Below are 19,277 nucleotides of genomic sequence, written 5' to 3'. Positions count from 1 at the left end.
GCGATGAGTGACAGGAAAGCGGTCGGCGTCGAAACCATCGGCATGACCATGCGCTTCGGCGCCTTCACGGCGCTGGACGCCGTCTCGGTGAAGGTGCCGGCGGGCTCGTTCCACGCGCTGCTCGGCGAGAACGGTGCCGGCAAGTCGACGCTGGTGAAATGCATGATGGGTTTTTATCACCCGACATCAGGCGACATGCTGGTCGATGGCCGCGAGGTGGCGATCGGCAGTCCGCGCGACGCCTCGGCGCTTGGGCTCGGCATGGTCTACCAGCATTTTACACTCGTGCCGTCGCTGACGGGGGCGGAAAACCTCGTCATCTCTCGTGAAAAGGTTCCCGGCATCATCGACTGGCGCAAGGAGCGTGGCGATCTCGCCTTGTTCATGGAGCGCATGCCGTTCAAGCTGCCGCTCGACGTCAAGGTGGCGGAGCTCGCCGCCGGCGAGAAGCAGAAGCTCGAAATCATCAAACAGCTCTATCTCGGCCGCTCCTTCCTGGTGCTGGACGAGCCGACCTCGGTGTTGACGCCCGGCGAGGCGCAGGAGGTGCTGGGACTGGTGCGCGACATGACCAAGGCCGGTGACCTCACCGTGCTGATGATCTCGCACAAATTCCATGAAGTGACAGCCTTCGCCGACGATGTCAGCGTGCTGCGCAAGGGCAAGCTGACCGGAACCGGCCGTGTCGCCGACCTCGACCACAAGGCGATGGCGGCGATGATGATCGGCGACCAGCCGATCACCGCGCTCGACTCCCGTGCGCCGGTGCCGATCGACGCCAGACAGATTCTGACGGTGAAGGCGCTAAAGGCTCCCGACCGAACCGGCCTGAAAACCATCAATATCGGCGAACTCGATGTGAAGTCCGGCGAGATCGTCGGCATCGCCGGCATTTCCGGCAACGGCCAGAAGGAATTTCTTGAGGTGCTGGCCGGCCAGCGTCCGCGCGACGCGGGCGAGGTGCTGGTGCGCGGCGCGACCTATGCGGCGACGCGCGCCGAGGCCCGCGCGCTCAATGTCCGCCTCATCCCGGAAGAGCCGCTGAAGAATGCCTGCGCGCCAAAAATGACCGTCGCCGAGAATATTTCCTTCCGCACCTTCGACGTGGACGGCAACGGCAAGCCGGTCAGCTGGATCAGTACCGGCGCCATCAGGGCCTTCAGCGCGAAACTGGTCGAGCAGTTCAAGGTCAAGACCGCGTCGCTGTCGTCGCCCATCGCCTCGCTGTCTGGCGGCAATGTGCAGCGCGCCGTGCTGGCGCGCGAACTGACCGGCGAGGTCGACCTGCTGATCGTCTCCAATCCCTGCTTCGGCCTCGACTTCTCGGCGGTGGCCGAAATCCGCGCCCGCATCATGAAGGCGCGCAATGCGGGTGCCGCCGTGCTGTTGATGTCGGAGGACCTCGACGAGCTGCTGGAGCTTTCCGACCGCATCTTCGTCATGTCGGACGGCGCACTGGTCTACGAGACGCCGATCGCCGGGGCGAGCGTGCAGACCATCGGCGAGCATATGGCGGGGCATCACTGATGGCCGAAATCGATGCACAGCCATTCGCCTTTGCCTTCAAGCCCGACACGATGGCGCTGGTCGTCATCGACATGCAGCGCGACTTCGCCGAGCCGGGCGGCTTCGGCGCCAGCCTCGGCAACGATGTCAGCCGGGTCACGGCCATCGTGCCGACGGTGAAGAAATTGATCGAAGGGTTCCGTGCCGCCGGCCTGCCGGTGATCCACACCATGGAATGCCACAAAGCCGACCTTTCCGACCTGCCACCGGCCAAGCGCAACCGCGGCAATCCGTCGATCCGCATTGGCGATGTCGGCCCGATGGGCCGGGTGCTGATCGTCGGCGAGCCGGGTACGGCAATCCTCGACGAACTCAAGCCGCTGCCCGGCGAGATCGTCATCGAGAAGCCCGGCAAGGGGGCCTTTTATGCGACCAGCTTCGGCGATGAGTTGAAGCGGCTCGGCGCGCAGCAGCTGGTTTTCGCCGGCGTCACCACCGAGGTCTGCGTGCAGACCACGATGCGCGAGGCCAATGATCGCGGCTATGAGTGCCTGCTGGCCGAGGACGCCACGGAAAGCTATTTTCCGGAGTTCAAGGCGGCGGCCATCGCCATGATCCGCGCCCAGGGCGCTATTGTCGGCTGGACGGCGACGACCGACCAGGTGCTGCAGGGACTTTGCGAATGACTAATCTGAGCTTTGCCGGCCTCGTCGGTGGCGGCTGGCGCGATTTGCCATTCGAGCCTTTTCGCGAGGACATCACGGTGCACTGGCTGCTCAAGGGCGGGCCGGTCGAGCCGTCGGTGGCGATCCTCGACTACCGGCCTGGCGCCGGCGTGCCGCGCCATCGCCATGTCGGGCTGGAAACCATCGTCGTGCTCGAGGGCACGCAGAGCGATGAGAATGGCGACTATCCCCCAGGCAGCGTCATCCTGAACCCGGTGGGGACCGAGCATTCGGTTTGGACGAAAGACGGCTGCGTCGTGCTGATCCAGTGGGACTTGCCGGTGATCATTCTAGGGGAGGCCAAATGAGCGAGATTCGCTTCGACATTGGCAGTCTGCATGCGGCCTATGCCGACGGTGTCACTGTCGCGGACATGATCGATGCCGTGCATGCCCGCATCACAGCGGCTGACGATCCCGGCATCTTCATTCATCTCGCCGGCAAGGCGGAGATGCAGGCACAGGCGCGGGAGCTCGGACCGTTCGATCCGGTGGGCAAGCCGCTATGGGGCGTGCCGTTCGCGGTGAAGGACAACATCGACGTCGCCGGCCTGCCGACGACCGCTGCCTGCGCCGAATATGCCTATGTGCCCGACAAGGACGCCACCGTGGTGGCGCGGCTGAAGGCCGCTGGCGCGCTGGTGGTCGGCAAGACCAATCTCGACCAATTCGCGACCGGACTGGTCGGCGTGCGCACGCCGTATCCGATCCCGAGGAACGCCGTCGATGCCAGTCTGGTGCCGGGCGGCTCCTCTTCCGGGTCGGCGGTGGCGACGGCGCGCGGCATCGTCTCCTTCGCGCTCGGCACCGACACGGCCGGCTCCGGTCGCATCCCCGCCGGCCTCAACAACATTGTCGGGCTGAAACCGACGGTTGGCGCACTCTCGGCCGCTGGCGTGGTGCCGGCCTGCCGCACGCTCGACTGCGTCTCGGTGTTCGCACTCACTGTCGATGACGCCTATGCGGTGTTCGCTGTCGCGGCCGCCAAGGATGCCGCCGACGCCTATTCGCGCGCGATCAAGGTGCCCGCCCTTGCCGCACGCCCACCGGTGCTGAGCGTCGGCGTGCCGGCGAAGGCGGACCTGCAATTCTTCGGCGATGCCTCGATGCAGGCGGGCTTCACGGCGGCTCTTGGCCTTCTGGAAAAGCTCGGCTGCCGGCTGGTCGAAATCCCCTTCGGCGATTTCTACGCCACCGCCAATCTGCTCTATGAAGGCGCCTGGGTGGCCGAACGCTATGCGGCGATCCGCGACTTCATGGATGCCAACGAAGCCGCGATGCATCCGGTAACGCGAAAGATCATCGGCGGGGCGCGAAGCCTGTCGGCGGCCGACGCCTTCAAAGGCCTTTATGCGCTCCAGGCCTACAAGGCCAAGCTCGCGCCGCTCATCGCCTCGGTCGACCTGTTCTGTGTGCCGACGGCACCGACGCATTATGCCCTTCATGCGGTGCTCGCCGACCCGATCACCACCAACAGCCGGCTCGGCATCTACACCAATTTCGTCAACCTGCTCGACATGTGCGGCATCGCCGTACCGACCGGCAAGCGCGACGACGGGCTGCCGATGAGCGTGACCTTGCTGGCCGGAACGGGCAGGGACTGGCTCACAGCGGCACTTGCCCGCGATATCCATGCGGCGAGCGGCCTTCCGCTTGGCGCGACCGGCTGGGCGTGGGCAGGCTGCCCGCCCCCCGGTGAGCGCGCGCCGGACGAGATGATCGACCTGGTGGTTGTCGGGGCGCATCTTTCGGGCATGCCGCTCAACGGCCAATTGAGCCAGCTCGGCGCGCGGTTTTCGCGCGCGGCCAGAACGTCTCCCGCCTACAGGCTTTATGCGCTGGCCGGTCAGTCCGTGCCCAAGCCCGGCCTGATCCGCGTCGCCGACGGCGGTATGCCGATCGACGTCGAGGTATGGCGCCTAGAGCCGGAGGCGTTCGGGCGTTTCGTCGCTGCCATCCCGGCGCCACTCGGCATCGGCACCATCGAACTTGACGGCGGCACCTGGGCTAAGGGTTTCCTGGTAGAAACTGCCGGTCTCTCGGGTGCCTCCGACATCTCCTCATTCGGCGGCTGGCGGAACTTTCTCGGACGCGGGAACGATATGGCTGAGTGACAGACAGCAGAAATGGGCCGCTGCCGGTTCAATCTGCTTGCTCACCGATCCAGATCTTTCCGGATCGGGCAGTGGTTACTTTGGACGGCGCTCTCGTGCCGCCCGCGAGGGCGTGCACGTGGAGCTTCGACCTTGCGTCGGCGCTCGACGCACGGGCTGACGAAGTAAAGAAGGCTTCTCTTGCAGCTTCAAGTCTTTTGGAAGCGTTTCCCACGCTTCGGGCCTACGGAGCGGATCAACTCTCGGGAGCCGACTACGCCAGATTGCTGCGCCTTGCGCAGTGTAACTCACACGACGACTGCTTGCGCGCCGCGCGCATTGCGGAACAAGCGTGCCTCTCGGCGGCACAGTTGCGGCCTCGATAGCGCCCTGCCGCAATCCATACCGTCTTTGAACGGTGATAGATTTTTATGCCCCGTGCACTGGCCCACTCACACAAATCCTCCACGCTATGCCGATACATTCCGCAACCTCGTCCGATATCTCCATCAGAAGACCAATTTCCAAGCATCAATTTGGTTTCTTGCTGCAGGGCGCTCAGCCCTTCGAGATGCCGCGTGCGATCAGCCGCCAGACGCTGCGAAAACGCCCGGGCGTCCGCCGGCTTGTCGCCGCCCAGCACGCGTGCCTCGTCATAGAGAAGATGAGCCGCGTCATCCTTGAAGGCCTGCTCGTCGTAGGGTCCCGCGGGCCAAGGCCGCGGGCGCCAGCGAAATCATGTCCGGAACGAGGATATCGTGGCGGCGGGCGAAGGCAACCAGGGTTGCGCGGACAGTTTCCGGGTCGATCTCGCCGGCGATGCCGGCTTTGCAGGCGTTGAGCGCGGCGGCATGGGCGCCGTCACGGCTGGCGATGGGCCAATCCTGCAGCAGAACGTACGCCTCCATCACATTTTTAATCCTCGCCGGACAACCCAATCCGACCAGCAGGATTACCGGCTCTTCAAACTGCCTGTGATTCATGGGTTGTGCCTCCTCTCGATTGTGCGGGACTTGGAGCGGACCGCGCATCGGAGAGCGCGGCCCGCCGCGGATAGGGTGAATGGGAGTGGATTCGTTGCACTGATAACTGAGCCACAGGGTAGGTGATGCCGATCGCGTCCGGCTCGAGCCCGCTCGCCTGCAGGGTCGGAACGCCTCGACCCGGCGCTGGCAGCACCCTGTGCGCCTTCACCAGTGCTTCGAGCCAGGCGGCAACGGCAAGCGGCGGCGGACTGCGGCCGTCGAGCCACGCAGCGATCTCGGCTCGCGGACGGCCAAGTTCGTCGGCCAAGTCGCCCGCCTCCCATCTCAAAATCTTCAAGCATTCACGCAAACGGCCCGCGATCATGTCTCCACCTCAGGTGCGCCAATTCTCTTTTCGGAGGACCTGCAAAGGCCCGCCAGGGCGTTCATTCGCCGCCGGCGGACGCCGCTGAGGTCGCCGACACCTGTTGTGCGGCAAGGAACATCAGCGTCGATGCGGCGGTCCGCCGGTTCCAGCCGGCGGTTACGGCCCCCTCGAGCAGTTCGGTCAGCAGCGGCATCAGCACGCTTCGGCATTCGCTTTCATATGCCATGAACTCCTTTGCCTCATGTGTCGGCGCCGGCAAGGTCCGGAAGCCCGCCTTTGCATCCATGTTTGCCTCACTTTCTTTCAATTGCGCCCGCTCCCACCGAGGGGAGCGGGAGGAATGGTCGAGAACTCAGAAGTCCATGCCGGCGCCGGCAGGCATGGCCGGAACCGCCGGTTCCTTCTTTGGCTTCTCGGCCACCATCGCCTCGGTGGTCACCAGCAGGCCGGCAACCGATGCCGCATCCTGTAGCGCGGTCCGCACCACCTTCACCGGATCGATGACGCCCTCGTTGTAAAGGTCGCCGAACGCATTGGTCTGTGCGTTCCAGCCCCAGCCGAACTCCGGCTTCTCGCGCAGCTTGCCGACGATGATCGAGCCTTCCGCGCCGGCGTTTTCGGCAATCTGGCGCACGGGCGCCTCGATCGCGCGGCGCACGATCTCAACACCGTGCTTCTGATCCTCATTCTCGGCCTGCACGCTGTCCAGTGCCCTGGCCGCACGCAGAAGTGCCACGCCGCCACCGGCAAGACGCCTTCCTCGACCGCAGCGCGCGTCGCATGCATGGCATCGTCGACACGGTCCTTGCGCTCCTTGACCTCGACTTCGGTCGAGCCGCCGACCCGGATCACCGCGACGCCGCCGGCGAGCTTGGCCAAGCGCTCCTGCAGCTTTTCGCGGTCATAGTCCGACGTGGTCTCCTCGATCTGCGCCTTGATCTGCGCAACGCGGCCCTGGATCTCTTCCTTGCGGCCGACGCCGTCGACGATGGTTGTGTTCTCCTTCTCGATCACCACTTTCTTGGCGCGGCCCAGCATGTTGAGCGTGACATTCTCCAGCTTGATGCCGAGATCTTCCGAGATCGCGGTGCCGCCGGTGAGAATGGCAATGTCCTCCAGCATGGCCTTCCGTCGATCCCCGAAGCCGGGCGCCTTGACGGCGGCGACCTTGAGGCCGCCGCGCAGCTTGTTGACGACCAGCGTGGCCAGCGCCTCGCCCTCGACATCCTCGGCGATGATCAGCAGCGGCTTGGAAGACTGCACCACGGCCTCGAGCACCGGAAGCAGCGCCTGCAGGTTGGACAGCTTCTTCTCGTGGATCAGCACATAGGGCTCTTCCAGCTCAACGCGCATCTTGTCCTGATTGGTGATGAAATACGGGCTGAGATAGCCGCGGTCGAACTGCATGCCTTCGACCACTTCAAGCTCGGTCTCGGCGGTCTTGGCTTCCTCGACCGTAATGACGCCCTCATTGCCGACCTTTTCCATCGCCTCAGCGAGAAAGCGGCCGATCTCGGCGTCGCCATTCGCCGAGATGGTACCGACCTGGGCGATCTCGTCGTTCCTCGTCACCTTGCGGGCATTGGCTTTGAGCTCGGCGACGACAGCGTCGACCGCCTTGTCGATGCCGCGCTTGAGGTCCATGGGGTTCATCCCCGAGGCGACGGCTTTCGCACCTTCCTTGACGATCGCCTGGGCCAGCACCGTTGCAGTCGTGGTGCCGTCGCCGGCCAGATCGCTGGTCTTGGAGGCAACTTCGCGGACCATCTGCGCGCCCATGTTCTCGAACTTGTCCTCGAGTTCGATTTCCTTGGCGACGGTGACGCCGTCCTTGGTGATGCGCGGGGCCCCGAACGACTTGTCGATGACAACGTTGCGGCCCTTAGGGCCGAGCGTCACCTTCACCGCGTCGGCGAGGATGTTGACGCCGCGCAGCATCTTCTCGCGCGCTTCGGTATGGAATTTCACCTCTTTGGCAGCCATTGAGTCACTCCTTCAATATCTAGGCAGCATTCGTTGACTGGTTGGATTTCGAAGAAGCCGTCAGGCGGCCTTCTTCACTTGCACGCCCTGCTCGATCACGCCCATCACGTCGCTTTCCTTCATGACGAGCAGATCCTGGCCGTCGAGCCGGATTTCGGTGCCGGACCATTTGCCGAACAGGATGCGGTCGCCGACCCTCACGTCGAGTTCGGTCAGCTTGCCGCTGTCGTCTCGCGCGCCGGGACCGACGGCGAGTACTTCGCCCTCCTGTGGCTTCTCCTTGGCGGTGTCGGGAATGATGATGCCGCCAGAGGTCTTTTCCTCGGCTTCGATGCGGCGGACCAGGATACGGTCATGCAATGGACGGAACGCCATGTCGTTCTCCTCTTTGGACAAACAGATTTTTGAGGTTTCTCCGCACCAAACCGGTGCGGAACGCTGCGACCCGTGGTCAGGCATCGCGCGTACATATCGAGCTAGTTTTGCGCTTTTTTGGTTTCAAGAGGTTGGCACAAAAATTCTGGCACTCACGCATCAGGAGTGCCAACCGACTGTTATCATGCAGCTATTTTGTTGGAGTGCGCAATTTTCCCGCTTGAATTTCTCAAGCGATCCAACTCGAGGTTGGGGCTGCTTTTGTGCAACTGGAACCTGAGCGCAATCGAGGAGTTCTTCGCAGACGGAGGCCATCGATGAACCGACAGACGCTCTCGCCGATCATCCCTCTCTTGTTCCAAGAACATGCGACCTTTCGCTCGATCGCCTGCTTGCGCCGGCCAAGCACTTCAAGCGCCCCACCGACGTGCTGGACGACGCCATGCTCGACCTTCAGGAAAAGCGTGCCATCCTTTCATCCTGGCCTTCGAAACGCCGGCCGATAGGCTTCAGAAGGTGTTGCAACGACCTATTGAACCCACCGCCTCATTGCAGCCGTTCCGCTGATCCGCGCCATCCTCCAAAAGCGGACGTCGATTGTTCAATGCACGGACAAGTGTGAAACTTGTTCATACGAGATCTCTTGGTTGTTCCAAAAATCTGTAGGATGTGCCGCAGAGACCTCTTGCCAACGGCAACGCGTCAGCCTTGGGGTCGGTTTAACGCAACAATGTCCTCGACATCCTGACGGGTGCGCGCGAAGCGCTTCAGCACTAGCGGGTCATGTCCAGGAACAATGTGAGCAGGCGAACTGGCGAGTTGTTTCATACGCTCGACCCCGAAGACCACATCGCTCAGCCGGTCGAAGACGGGAAAGGGCTTTTCGCTTTCCATGTTGGCGTAGAAATGGGCTGCGTCAGACGCGATCACGACCGCGCCATTGTCGGTTTCCACCCGCACGACCTGCAATCCACGCGAGTGGCCACCAACCTTGTGGAGCGTTATGCCGGGCGCGATCTGCGACTCTGGGTCATGAAAGCAGACCTTCCCCGCATACAGCCGCCGCACCATGGTGGTGACGTCTTCGGCCTCGAAGGGATGACGCATCGCATGGTGGCACATGCAGCGGCCGGTCGCGAACTCCATCTCCGCATCCTGCAGATGAAAGGTCGCGTTCGGGAACAAGTGATGGTTTCCGCAGTGGTCGTAATGCATGTGGGAGATGATGACGTCGCTGACGTCGGCGTGGTTGATGCCGATTGCCGCCAGGCCGGCATCGACGGGTCTGACGACACTGCGCCCGCGTTTGTCGCCGGTCGACTTGTCGAAGCCGGTGTCGACGATGAAAGTGCGCTTCTCGCCGACGATCGCCCAGACGAAGTAGTCAAGTGGCATGGGAACATCATGCGTATCGCCGCCGAGGAAATTCTCACCCGAGCGGCGTTCGAAATGGCCGTAGCGAACGGCATGGATTTCATAACGTTCGGACTCACCCATGATCAGCTCGCTTTGGCGACATCTGGGGTCTGGGCCGAGCCGACTTCCACATGCGCCCATGTCTCGACCGTCTTGACCATACAGGTAAAATCGGATTCAGGCCCGTAGAGTTGGTTCGTCACGCTGAGCAGCTGGCGCACGGCACTGCCCACCACCATCGGCACGCCCATCGCCTCCGCCTCGTCCACGCACAGCCGGACATCCTTGAAGGACAGGCCTGTCGCGAAACCGAAATCGAAGGTGCGCGGCAGGACGGATTTCGGGAACTTGTCTTCAGTCGCGCTGTTGCGGCCGCTCGAGGCGTTGATGACGTCAATCATCACCTTGGGATCGAGGCCTGCCTTGACGCCCATCACGACCGCTTCGGAGGAGATCGCAAGTGCCGCCGCCGCAAGCAGATTGTTGGCAAGCTTCATGGTCTGGGCGGAGCCCTGAACCTCGCCCATGAAGAATATCCGGCCGAAATTCTCGATCACCGGCCTTGCCGTTTCGAAGGCAGCCTTCGGCCCAGACACCATGACGGCGAGCGTGCCGTTGCGCGCCCCCTTCAATCCTCCGCTGACGGGCGCGTCGATCATGGCGATGTTCTTGGCTGAAAGGCCTTCGGCAACCTTGGCGGCCGTCCGCGGGCCCGTCGTCGAGATGTCGATGAAGATGCGAACCGCCTTGCCCTCGGCGATGCCGCCTTCGCCGAGCACCACCTTTTCCAGGATCAGCGGGCTGGGCAGGCTGGCAAAGACGATCTCCGCATTGTCGGCAACATCGCGGGCGCCGGCGGCGGCTTTCGCGCCCGCATTGGCCAACTCCGCAACGGCTTTGCTGTCGACGTCGTAGACGGTCACTTCGTAGCCGGCCTTGATGAGACGGGTCGCCATCGGCGTTCCCATTTTTCCGATGCCAACAAAGCCGATTTTCAGGGTCGACATGATCGCTCTCTCCTCATTCGGGGCCTTAGCCCATGGTGCTTGGTCTCGATCTCTTCGATCGTATTCCGTCAGGTCGTTTCCACTGTGGGCATTTCGAGCGTCCCGCTTGTGCGCGGCACGAGGAGTTCTGCTATGTCCATGACCTTCAATGTCTCGGCCACGCCGAGCGCATCGATCGCGGCGGTGTACATCACCTTGTCCTTCGGGCAGGCGACGACGAAATACGCGACGTCGCCCAGGCTCAGTGCTTCACGGATGCGGTTCTCGCTCGGCCGCTCGGTCACGCCGTCGTCGCCTTGCCAGATGCGCCCGCCGCCGGCGCCGCAGCAGAAGGAATTCTCGCGACAGCGCGGCATGTCATGAAGCGTGTAGCCGGCGGCGCGGATCAATGCGCGCGGCGCATCGAAGCCGCCATTGTAGCGCCCAAGATAACAGGGATCATGATAGGTGACCCTGGCGCCGTCGGCGACATGCAGGTCGAGTTTTCCCGCCGCGATGAGTTCCGCCAGCAGCGCCGTATAGTGCAGCACCTCGAACGCCGCGCCGAAATGCCGATAGTCGTTCTTCAGCGCATTCAGGCTATGCGGATCCGTGGTCATGATCCGGTTGAAGCGACACGCATTGATCTCATCGATGTTGGACTGGGCGAGCGTCTCGAACAGACCCTCTTCCCCGGCTCGCCGCACATCGTTGCCGCTGTTGCGCTCGGCATCGAAAAGAATGCCGAAATCGACACCGGCTGCTGTCAGCAGTTCGGCAACCTTGCGGGTGATTTCCTGAACGCGCGGATCATAGGACGCGTAGTCTCCGACGAACCACAGAACGTCGACGGGTTCCTCGCGCGCGTCCTTGACCGGAAAGCCGAGCTCCCTGGTCCAGCGCGCCCGCATCTTGGAAGGCTTGCCCATGGAGTTGCCGAGACGGGTCAGGTTGGATAGCGCCTCCTGGAGACTGGGGCTGACACGGCCTTCGTCGACCAGGTGACGGCGCATGTCGATGATCTTCGGCAGATGCTCGATCTCGACCGGGCAAGCCTCCATGCAGGCACGGCACGTGGTGCAGGCCCACAGTGTTTCCTGCGAGATCACACCGCCGACCAGTGAGAGAGCGGTCGGCGCGGCAAGGGCGTCGCGCATGTCGGTGATCAGCGTCTTCGGACTGAGCGGCAGGCCCGCCGCATAGGCTGGACAGACCGCCTGGCACCGGCCGCATTCGGTGCAGGACAGAAGGTCGAGCTGCTGTTTCCAGTCGAACTGCGCCAGGCTGTCGATGCCTGGAGTCTCGCGCGCTTCCGGGACCGCGGGCGCCAGGCCACGCGGTTCGAGGTCGCGGAAGTAGATGTTGGGCGCGGCAAGAAACATGTGCCGGTGCTTCGACCCGGGGATATAGACAAGGAACGCCAGAATGGCGCCGACGTGAATCCAGTAAAAGACCTCTTCAGCGGCAGGCGCTGCTACGCCGGCACGATCGAGCAGACCTGCCAGCGCTGAGGCGACCGGCCGCCACGAGCCATCGGCACCACCGGTTATGCGCGCCGCCGCCTCAAGCAGCAGGGACGCCACGATCAGGACGATCAGCACATAGATGATTGCCGCATCACTGCCGCTCGAGCCGTCGAAGCGGGCAGGCCTCAGCACGTAGCGCTGATAGAGGGCAAGTCCGACGCCAACCAGCATCAGCACCGAAAAGATATCTTGCAACGAGGCGATCCAAGTCTCGCCGCCAATGGGTGCGAGCGAAAACCCCGGGAACAACCGCGAGCCGAAGGCATCGATGGTGGCGGTGAACAGCACGAAGAACGACACGAAGATGATGGCGTGCAGCACGCCGGAAAGTGGCTTGCGAAGCATTTTCCGATGCAGGCCGATGGCGACCATGACGCCTTCGAGACGTAGTATCGGCTGGTCGAAGCGGCCGGCGGCTGGCGCCTTGGCGAGAGCAAAGGCGTAGTGTCGCGCGCGCCAGCCCGTCAGGAACAGTGCCGCCATGACCAGAATCCAGAGTGGCAGGGTCGATGCCATCTCAGCGGCCAGAGCCGGCCCGCAGCCTGTCGCTCAGATTGGCGACGAGATCGAACAGGTCACAGGTCGCGCCATAGTGCGCGACATTGAAAATGGGCGCCTTCGGATCGGTGTTGACGGCAATGATGAGATCGGCCTGCGACATGCCTTCGAGATGTTCGGGCGCGCCCGACACGCCGAGCGCTAGATAAAGCTTCGGCTTGACCTTCTGCCCGGATTTGCCGACCTGGCGCAGCTTTGGCAGCCAGCCATTGTCGACGACCGGACGGCTGCCGGCGATCTCCGCCCCCAGCATCGTCGCCAGATCGCGCGCTAGGTCGATGCTGGCTTCGTCGCCGATGCCTCGGCCCACGCACACGATCCTCTCGGCCGTCGTCAGATCGACGTCGGCATAGTCGGGCACGTCGATGGCCACCATCTTCACCTTGCTGCCGGAGAGCACGGGTTCGACATCGATCGTGCGCACCCACGCTGTATCGATCGGGCCAGATGCCGCCTCCGCAAAGGCGCCCGGATTGATCATCAGGATCGCCGGCATCTGCACTACGCATTCAGCGAGGATCTTGCCGCCATACATCTGCGCGACGACCGTCAGGCTTTCGCCGTCCCGCTTGACTTCATTGACATAGGAGATGAGCGGCCAGCCGGTTCTTGCCGCGATGTCGGCGGCCACATCCAGACCGTTCGCCGAATAGGGCACCAGCACGAGGCTTGGGCTCTCGGCGGCGATGACGTCGCGCAGAACTCGTGCATAGGCCTCGGCCGGAATGAGATCCGATGTTGCCGCGCAGGCCGCGATCAGCCGGTCGGCCGCGCCGAACGAAGCAGACGCCGCTTGCGCATCCCGGCCGGCGAAAAAGGCGACGACCTCGTCGCCGGCCCTGGCGGCAGAGCGTGCCGCAGCGATCATTTCGAGCGAGAAGGCTTCGATCTTGCTGGAGTGGCTTTCCGTACAGGCAATCAATTTCATGACTTAGTTCCTTGCCAGGCCTTTGGCTGCCAGGATGGTGACAAGACGATCCGCTACTGTCTCGGCATTGCCGCCCAGGTTTTCGCCAGAGCCGCCCTGGATGGGCAGACGCAATGTGATGATCTCGGCGGAACGCTCGAAGCCTGACGATTCTGGAGTGGCGCGGCCGACCGGCGTCTTGGACGCCTCGCGAAGTTTGCTGCCGGAAACGTAGCGCGGCGCCTTCGACGCCGTCTGCACGCCCAGCACCGCCGGCGTGGCCAACTCATAGGTGACGGCGACACCCGCGCCGCGCTCCTGCGTGACGCGAAGCACGCTGCCGTTCGCAACGATACGGGCGGTTCCTGAAACGTGCGGCCAGTCGAGCAATGCACCGACATAAGGCGCGAGCTGGCCGAAGACATCTTCGGTGGATTGAACGCCGCACAGCACAAGGTCGGCCGACTTCGCCCGCGCCATCGCAGCGATGGACGCCGCGATCTCGCGTGAGGAGATCATAGCGTCCTCCTCGGATTGAAGCGCCACGACTTCGTCGGCACCGCGCGCGGCAGCCATCTGCAGGACACGGTTGGCGCCTTCGCCAACGGCCACCGCTGTCACCTTCGCACCGCTGGCTTCCTTGAGCAGGATTGCTTCCTCAAGAGCATGATCGTCGAAATCGTTGAGCTGGAAATCGAGCCACTCCCGATCGATGCTGCGCCCGTCCTCAGCGAGCTGTAGCTCGCCCGCGGAATCCGGGATCATGCGCAAGACAACAAGAATATTCACGGCCTCTCCTCCGACGGAACGCACCTCAAGCGCCCGGCACCGGCCGCTAGATAAGTCGTATTCTTCGCCGCCCCCAATGGCGAAAAGGGTAATAGCAGCTATTACAAGACGGCAGATTGACGATCGTGGGTAATCGACTGCTAATTTGCGTCAAATCGCGATCAATCGAATTTTCCTGAATTGGAGGGTATCAGGAAGATAGCCGTGCGATTTTCCCGGGATATAAACATCTATTCTTTGTTTATACTGTCCCGCGTGTGAGAGTTTCCGAGGAGAATTTCAGGCGCTCTGTCGAACGTTCAGGAGGAGGAACCAATGTCAATAAAGAGCATCCTAGACCACAAGATATCACGCAAAAGCTTCATCAGGGGTATGCCGGCCGCCGCCGCGGCGATAGCCGCCGTGCCGGGGCTCCAGCTTGCACAGGCCACCCCGGCCGCCGCGGCTGAAGCCGAAACCAAGCCCGGCTACTATGGTGCGCCACGCACCTGGATGTGGAACCCTAATGCCAACAGCATGGTCGACACGTCGAAGTGGAAGAAGGCGGGTCCTTATACGATCGGCTTTTCCAATGCGTCGATTTCCAATGCCTGGCGCGTCGCCTTCCAGCATGGCGTGCTCTGGTCGGCCGGCCAGCATCGCGACGAGATTGCCCATCTTCTCGTCACCGACGCCAACGACGATCCCTCCAAGCAGATTGCCGACATCCAGGATCTGATCAGCCAGGGCGTCGATATTCTCCTCATTGCGGCCTCTACCGAGGACGCGCTCGATTCCGTCGTCGGCCGCGCCACGGAACAGGGCATTCCCGTCGTCATGGTCGATCGCAAGGTGAAGACGCCGGCAAACTACATCACCTACGTCACCGCATCCGATTGGGCGCTGGGCCGTCTCGAGGCACAGTGGCTGTGCGAGACGCTGGGCGGCAAGGGCAACATAGTCATGCTGCCGGGCATCGCCGGATCCAGCGTCGCGGAAATCCGCATCAAGGCGAACGAGGAAGTGTTCTCCAAGTTCCCCGGCATCAAGGTGCTGGAAAAGCAGTATTGCGACTGGAACCCGGCCACGGGCAAATCGGTGATGGCCGCGCTGATCCAGAAGCACGGCAAGGCCATCGACGGTGTGCTGTCCGACAGTGCGCTGCAGGGCTATGGCGCGATCGAGGCGTTCCTTGACGCCGGCTACAAGGACGGCGAATTTCCGCCGATCACCGGCGGCGACGTTGCGCGGATGTATCAGTTGGCCAACCAGCACAACATCAAGATGGTCGGTATCGACTATCCGACGTCGATGGGTATCACCGGCATCGAAACGGCGCTCGACGTGCTCAAGGGCATTTCGGTTCCCGACAAGGTCGAAGTCAGCTTCCAGGTGGTGACGTCGCCTGGCGCCGATACGGTGTCCGTCAAGGGCGACCGGCATCTGCTCGACCATGTCAGCATGAGTGACCCGGGCGACCTGTCGCCAAGCAATGGACTGCCGGCTGGATACAACCCCAGCACGTTCAATCCCGACTATCCGAAGTGAGCCTCCCAGCTCAACCGGGTGTGCGTCCAGGACGCGCACCCGAGTGTGATTTGATTGTTTTGAGCGTCGGATAATGTCCATTTCTGTTATCGAACTCAGCCAGATCGAGAAGGAGTATCCCGGCGTAAAACCCCTGGACAAGGTCGATTTCGCCGTGCAGCCAGGCGAGATCCATGCCCTTCTCGGTGAGAATGGCGCGGGCAAGTCGACCCTTATCCGCGTCATGGGCGGGGCCGTAAAGCCGAATTTCGGCGCCATCAACTATCTCGGCAAGCGGGTCTCCTGGCAATCGCCAAAGGCGGCGCGAGCCGCCGGCATCCATGTCATTCATCAGGAACTTGCGCTTTTTCCCGAACTTTCGGTGGCCGAGAACATTCTGGTCGACGCACAGCCTCGCGGCCGGTTCGGGCTCATCTCCAATCGCGCCCGCCACGCCCGCGCCGCGGAAATCCTCGCCCAACTCGGGGTCAGCATTCCCACGCATGCTAGGATCGACGAACTGCCGCTTGCCGACCAGCAGATGGTCGAGATTGCAAAAGCGCTGGTCGGCAAGGTCAGGCTGCTCATCCTGGACGAACCGACCGCAGTCATTGCCGGCCATGAGGTCGACCTTTTGTTCGAGAACATGCGCAGGCTGCGCAACGAGGGCGTCGGCATCGTCTATGTCTCGCATCGGCTCGAGGAGATTTTCGAGGTCGCCGACCGGGTGACAATCCTGAAGGACGGCCAGGTCGTCGGCACGAGCCCGGTGGGCGAGATCAGCCGCGAAGAGATGATCACCAAGATGGTTGGCCGCCGCCTCAGCCAGATCTATCCGGCGCGGCGCGCGGCGTCGGCGGACGGGCCGGACATCCTCAGCGTTCGCAACCTGCGGGCCGGTCCGCGCGTGCGCGACGTCAGTCTGAGCGTGAAGGCCGGAGAGATCGTCGGCGTGGCCGGCATGGTCGGCTCGGGGCGCACGGAAGTCGCGGAGGCCATTTTTGGCGCGCGCGCCGTCGAAGGCGGTGTGATCGAGTTCGACGGCGAGCCGTTCCCGGGAGAGCGCCGAAGGATGCCATCGCCGGTGGCCTCGGTTTCCTGACCGAGAACCGCAAGGACGAGGGTCTCTTTCTCGGCCTTCCGATTTCCGCCAACATCATGGCGCCGGACCTCCAGGGCATCACGAAATATGGCCTGATCGACCGCTCGCGGGAGCGTGCGCTGGCCGAGCGCCAGATCCACGATTTCTCGGTCGCAACACCTTCGCCCGATGTGAAGGTCGGCAATCTGTCTGGCGGCAACCAGCAGAAGGTGCTGTTCAGTCGCTGGTCCAGGATCGCCAATCGGCTGCTCATCCTCGACGAGCCGACACGCGGCGTCGATATCGGCGCCAAGGTCGAGATCTACCGCATCGTCCGGCGTTTGGCGGATTCGGGCGTCGGCGTCTTGATGATCAGTTCCGAACTGCCCGAAATCGTTGGTCTGTCCGACAGGGTCTTCGTGATGGCCCAGGGCCGCGTCGTCGGCGAAGTCGAAGGCGACGCTCTCGGCGAGGAGGCAATCATGGATCTCGCGGTCAGATCGATCGAGCGTCACAAGGCGACGGCGGAGGAGATCGCATGAGCGCCATCGCCATGGATATTCGCCGCAACCGGCTGATGATGTCGTACCTGATCGTCGCCGTGCTTCTGGTCGTGCTGGCTGTTGCCGGCGGTTTCCTATCCGACCGCTTCCTCACCTGGCGCAACATCGGCAATCTGTTCCAGCAGCTTATCGTGCTGGGCATGGTCAGCCTTGGCCAGACCTTCGTCGTGCTGATGGGCGGCATCGACCTGGCGATCGGCTCGCTGGTAAGCGCGCTGACGGTCTTCCTGGCGAACTTCCTCGAATGGCGGCCGGACCTGGTCTGGCTGGCGCTGCCGCTTGCCCTGGTGGCCGCGACCGCTGTGGGGGCGCTCAATGGGCTGCTGACGGTCGTGCTGCGCGTCCATTCGCTGATCGTGACGCTCGGCATGTCCTCTGTCATTTTCGGTGGTACGCTGATGTATCGCAAGGAGCCCGGCGGTTCGGTGCCGCGCGCCTTCGCCGACGTCGCCTATGCCAAGGTCGCCGGCATTCCGGTCAGCGCCATCATCCTCGTCGCCATTTTCGCTCTGGCCGGCCTTTGGCTGCAGCGGACCCGTTCGGGCCGCAGCATCTATTTCGTCGGCGGCGATCGGGAAGCGGCAAGGCTGAACGGCCTGCCCGTCGACCGCATCGTCGTGCTTGCCTACGCGCTGTCGGGCCTGTGCGCCGGCATTGCGGCGATTTTTCTCACCGCCCGCACTGGCGTCGGCGACCCGCGCATCGGTGCTGCGCTGACACTTCAATCGGTGACGCCTGTCGTGGTTGGCGGCACCATACTGGCCGGCGGCAGGGGCGGCGTGCTTGGCACGTTCCTCGGCGTGCTGCTGGTCACCATGCTCAACAATCTTCTGAATTTCGTGAACGTCTCGTCCTACTACCAGTGGGTCATCCAGGGTCTCATCATCATCATCGCGGTCGGCATCCACACTTCGAGGCGGAGATAACGATGGCGCCTCTCGATACTCCGATGCCGCGCTCACGAGGCCTGTCGCTCGCGACCATCTTCGAACGCTACGGGCTCGTGATCTTCCTGGTGGTGCTGATGGCGGTAGCTGCGGCGGCGTCGCCGACCTTCCTGCGGCCGGCCAACCTGGTCAATGTGCTGACCATCGCCGCACCGCTTGGCATGGTTGTGATCGGCCAGACATTCGTGATCCTGGTGCGCGGGCTGGACCTGTCCGTGGCGTCCCTGATGGCCACGGTCGCCGTGCTCGCCACAGCCTTCAAGGCCACAACCAACGATGCCATTCCGTTGATCTTCCTGGCGGCGATCGTCTTCTCGGCCATTGTCGGCTTGCTGAACGGTTGGCTGGTGGCCAGGCGCAACGTCAGTCCGTTCCTGGCGACGCTGGCGATGATGATCATCCTGCAGGGCATCCGCTTCGCCTACACCGGCGGTGCGCCGATCAGCACCTTGCCCCCCGGCATGGGCTTTCTGGCCTCCGGGCGCATTCTTGGCGTTCCCATCAACCTGATGACGCTTGCGGTGCTGGCGATTGCTTTCGGCATCGTACTGCATCGCTCGCGCCTCGGACGCGAAATATTCATGGTCGGAACCAATCCCAAGGCCGCGTTCCTCAACGGCGTCGCGCCCGATCGCGTGATCATCCTGTGCTACGTGATCTGTTCGGTCTGCGCGGGAATAGGCGGGCTGTTCCTGCTCGGTTATGTCGGCACAGTTTCGAACTGGGTCGGCCAGGGCTACGAACTGGACTCCATCGTCGCCGCCGTCATGGGCGGTGTCGCGCTGACCGGGGGGCGCGGCAACATCTTTGCGGCGCTGCTTGGCGTGGCCGTGCTGATGGTGATCAACAATCTCGTACTGCTGCTCGGATTTCCGATCGAGATGCAGCTCATCATCAAGGGCATCATCATCATCGGCGCGGCGGCGTTTTACCGGACGCGGCTCGTCTGACACGATGTTGCCAT

General features: G+C 63.1%; 17 protein-coding genes and 1 pseudogene. 9 read left to right on the top strand and 9 right to left on the bottom strand.

Translation table 11 applies throughout. The features are described from left to right. Positions 1–3 precede the first annotated feature (3 nt). From AC56QQ_RS27745 to atzF, 4 genes are read left to right on the top strand one after another with little or no spacing between them, the layout of a single operon-like run. Entirely contained in the window at positions 4–1,527 is a 1,524-nt protein-coding gene (locus tag AC56QQ_RS27745; protein ID WP_497124149.1) for an ABC transporter ATP-binding protein, read from the top strand. Beyond that, positions 1,527–2,192, top strand: coding sequence for a cysteine hydrolase family protein (locus AC56QQ_RS27740; RefSeq protein ID WP_497124148.1), 666 nt, complete (start codon positions 1,527–1,529; stop codon positions 2,190–2,192). Before AC56QQ_RS27745 ends, AC56QQ_RS27740 begins: the two co-directional genes overlap by 1 nt. Continuing rightward, positions 2,189–2,539, top strand: coding sequence for a cupin domain-containing protein (locus tag AC56QQ_RS27735; RefSeq protein ID WP_497124147.1), 351 nt, complete (start codon positions 2,189–2,191; stop codon positions 2,537–2,539). Before AC56QQ_RS27740 ends, AC56QQ_RS27735 begins: the two co-directional genes overlap by 4 nt. Further along, positions 2,536–4,344, top strand: coding sequence for an allophanate hydrolase (gene atzF, locus AC56QQ_RS27730; protein ID WP_497124146.1), 1,809 nt, complete (start codon positions 2,536–2,538; stop codon positions 4,342–4,344). Before AC56QQ_RS27735 ends, atzF begins: the two co-directional genes overlap by 4 nt. Positions 4,345–4,997: 653 nt before the next feature. On the opposite strand, the gene AC56QQ_RS27725 is transcribed toward atzF, so the two are convergent. From AC56QQ_RS27725 to AC56QQ_RS27685, 9 genes and pseudogenes are all read right to left on the bottom strand, one after another. Continuing rightward, positions 4,998–5,306, bottom strand: coding sequence for a DUF982 domain-containing protein (locus AC56QQ_RS27725; RefSeq protein ID WP_497124145.1), 309 nt, complete (start codon positions 5,304–5,306; stop codon positions 4,998–5,000). A 428-nt stretch (positions 5,307–5,734) separates the two neighbouring features. Beyond that, positions 5,735–5,902: a hypothetical protein gene (locus AC56QQ_RS27720; protein ID WP_497124144.1), complete on the bottom strand. Its 168-nt coding sequence runs from the start codon at positions 5,900–5,902 to the stop codon at positions 5,735–5,737. 126 nt (positions 5,903–6,028) lie between these two features. After that, positions 6,029–7,614, bottom strand: a pseudogene (groL, locus tag AC56QQ_RS27715) (chaperonin GroEL). Positions 7,615–7,719: 105 nt separating this feature from the next. Continuing rightward, positions 7,720–8,034 (bottom strand): co-chaperone GroES, encoded by a 315-nt coding sequence (locus AC56QQ_RS27710; protein WP_497124143.1) that lies wholly within the window; start codon positions 8,032–8,034, stop codon positions 7,720–7,722. 702 nt (positions 8,035–8,736) lie between these two features. Further along, the gene (locus AC56QQ_RS27705; RefSeq protein ID WP_497124142.1) at positions 8,737–9,531 is read right to left on the bottom strand and encodes an N-acyl homoserine lactonase family protein; all 795 of its coding nucleotides are present in this window, start codon (positions 9,529–9,531) and stop codon (positions 8,737–8,739) included. A gap of 2 nt (positions 9,532–9,533) precedes the next feature. Then, positions 9,534–10,529 (bottom strand): NAD(P)-dependent oxidoreductase, encoded by a 996-nt coding sequence (locus AC56QQ_RS27700; protein WP_497129153.1) that lies wholly within the window; start codon positions 10,527–10,529, stop codon positions 9,534–9,536. Next, a complete protein-coding gene (locus tag AC56QQ_RS27695) occupies positions 10,526–12,478 on the bottom strand; it encodes a (Fe-S)-binding protein (RefSeq protein WP_497124141.1) in 1,953 nt (650 codons plus the stop codon). Before AC56QQ_RS27695 ends, AC56QQ_RS27700 begins: the two co-directional genes overlap by 4 nt. A 1-nt stretch (position 12,479) precedes the next feature. Beyond that, the gene (locus AC56QQ_RS27690) at positions 12,480–13,448 is read right to left on the bottom strand and encodes an electron transfer flavoprotein subunit alpha/FixB family protein (protein ID WP_497124140.1); all 969 of its coding nucleotides are present in this window, start codon (positions 13,446–13,448) and stop codon (positions 12,480–12,482) included. A gap of 3 nt (positions 13,449–13,451) precedes the next feature. After that, complete coding sequence (locus AC56QQ_RS27685) at positions 13,452–14,216, bottom strand: electron transfer flavoprotein subunit beta/FixA family protein (protein ID WP_497124139.1); 765 nt, start codon at positions 14,214–14,216, stop codon at positions 13,452–13,454. 315 nt (positions 14,217–14,531) lie between these two features. Between AC56QQ_RS27685 and AC56QQ_RS27680 the strand changes: the two genes are divergently transcribed. From AC56QQ_RS27680 to AC56QQ_RS27660, 5 genes are all read left to right on the top strand, one after another. Then, positions 14,532–15,743, top strand: coding sequence for a substrate-binding domain-containing protein (locus AC56QQ_RS27680; protein ID WP_477222433.1), 1,212 nt, complete (start codon positions 14,532–14,534; stop codon positions 15,741–15,743). A gap of 73 nt (positions 15,744–15,816) precedes the next feature. Continuing rightward, positions 15,817–16,824, top strand: a complete 1,008-nt coding sequence (locus tag AC56QQ_RS27675; protein ID WP_497124138.1) for a sugar ABC transporter ATP-binding protein — start codon at positions 15,817–15,819, stop codon at positions 16,822–16,824. Between the two features lie 56 nt (positions 16,825–16,880). Beyond that, complete coding sequence (locus AC56QQ_RS27670) at positions 16,881–17,345, top strand: hypothetical protein (protein ID WP_497124137.1); 465 nt, start codon at positions 16,881–16,883, stop codon at positions 17,343–17,345. Then, positions 17,342–18,292: an ABC transporter permease gene (locus tag AC56QQ_RS27665; protein WP_497124136.1), complete on the top strand. Its 951-nt coding sequence runs from the start codon at positions 17,342–17,344 to the stop codon at positions 18,290–18,292. The genes AC56QQ_RS27670 and AC56QQ_RS27665 overlap by 4 nt, the downstream gene beginning before the upstream one ends. Before the next feature lie 2 nt (positions 18,293–18,294). Then, the gene (locus AC56QQ_RS27660; protein WP_497124135.1) at positions 18,295–19,263 is read left to right on the top strand and encodes an ABC transporter permease; all 969 of its coding nucleotides are present in this window, start codon (positions 18,295–18,297) and stop codon (positions 19,261–19,263) included. The last annotated feature ends 14 nt before the right edge of the window (positions 19,264–19,277 follow it).

Source organism: Mesorhizobium sp. RCAM 05099 (genome assembly GCF_059683685.1).
The sequence above is the reverse complement of the archived record's forward strand: the minus strand, read 5'-3'. Positions and strand labels throughout refer to the sequence as shown.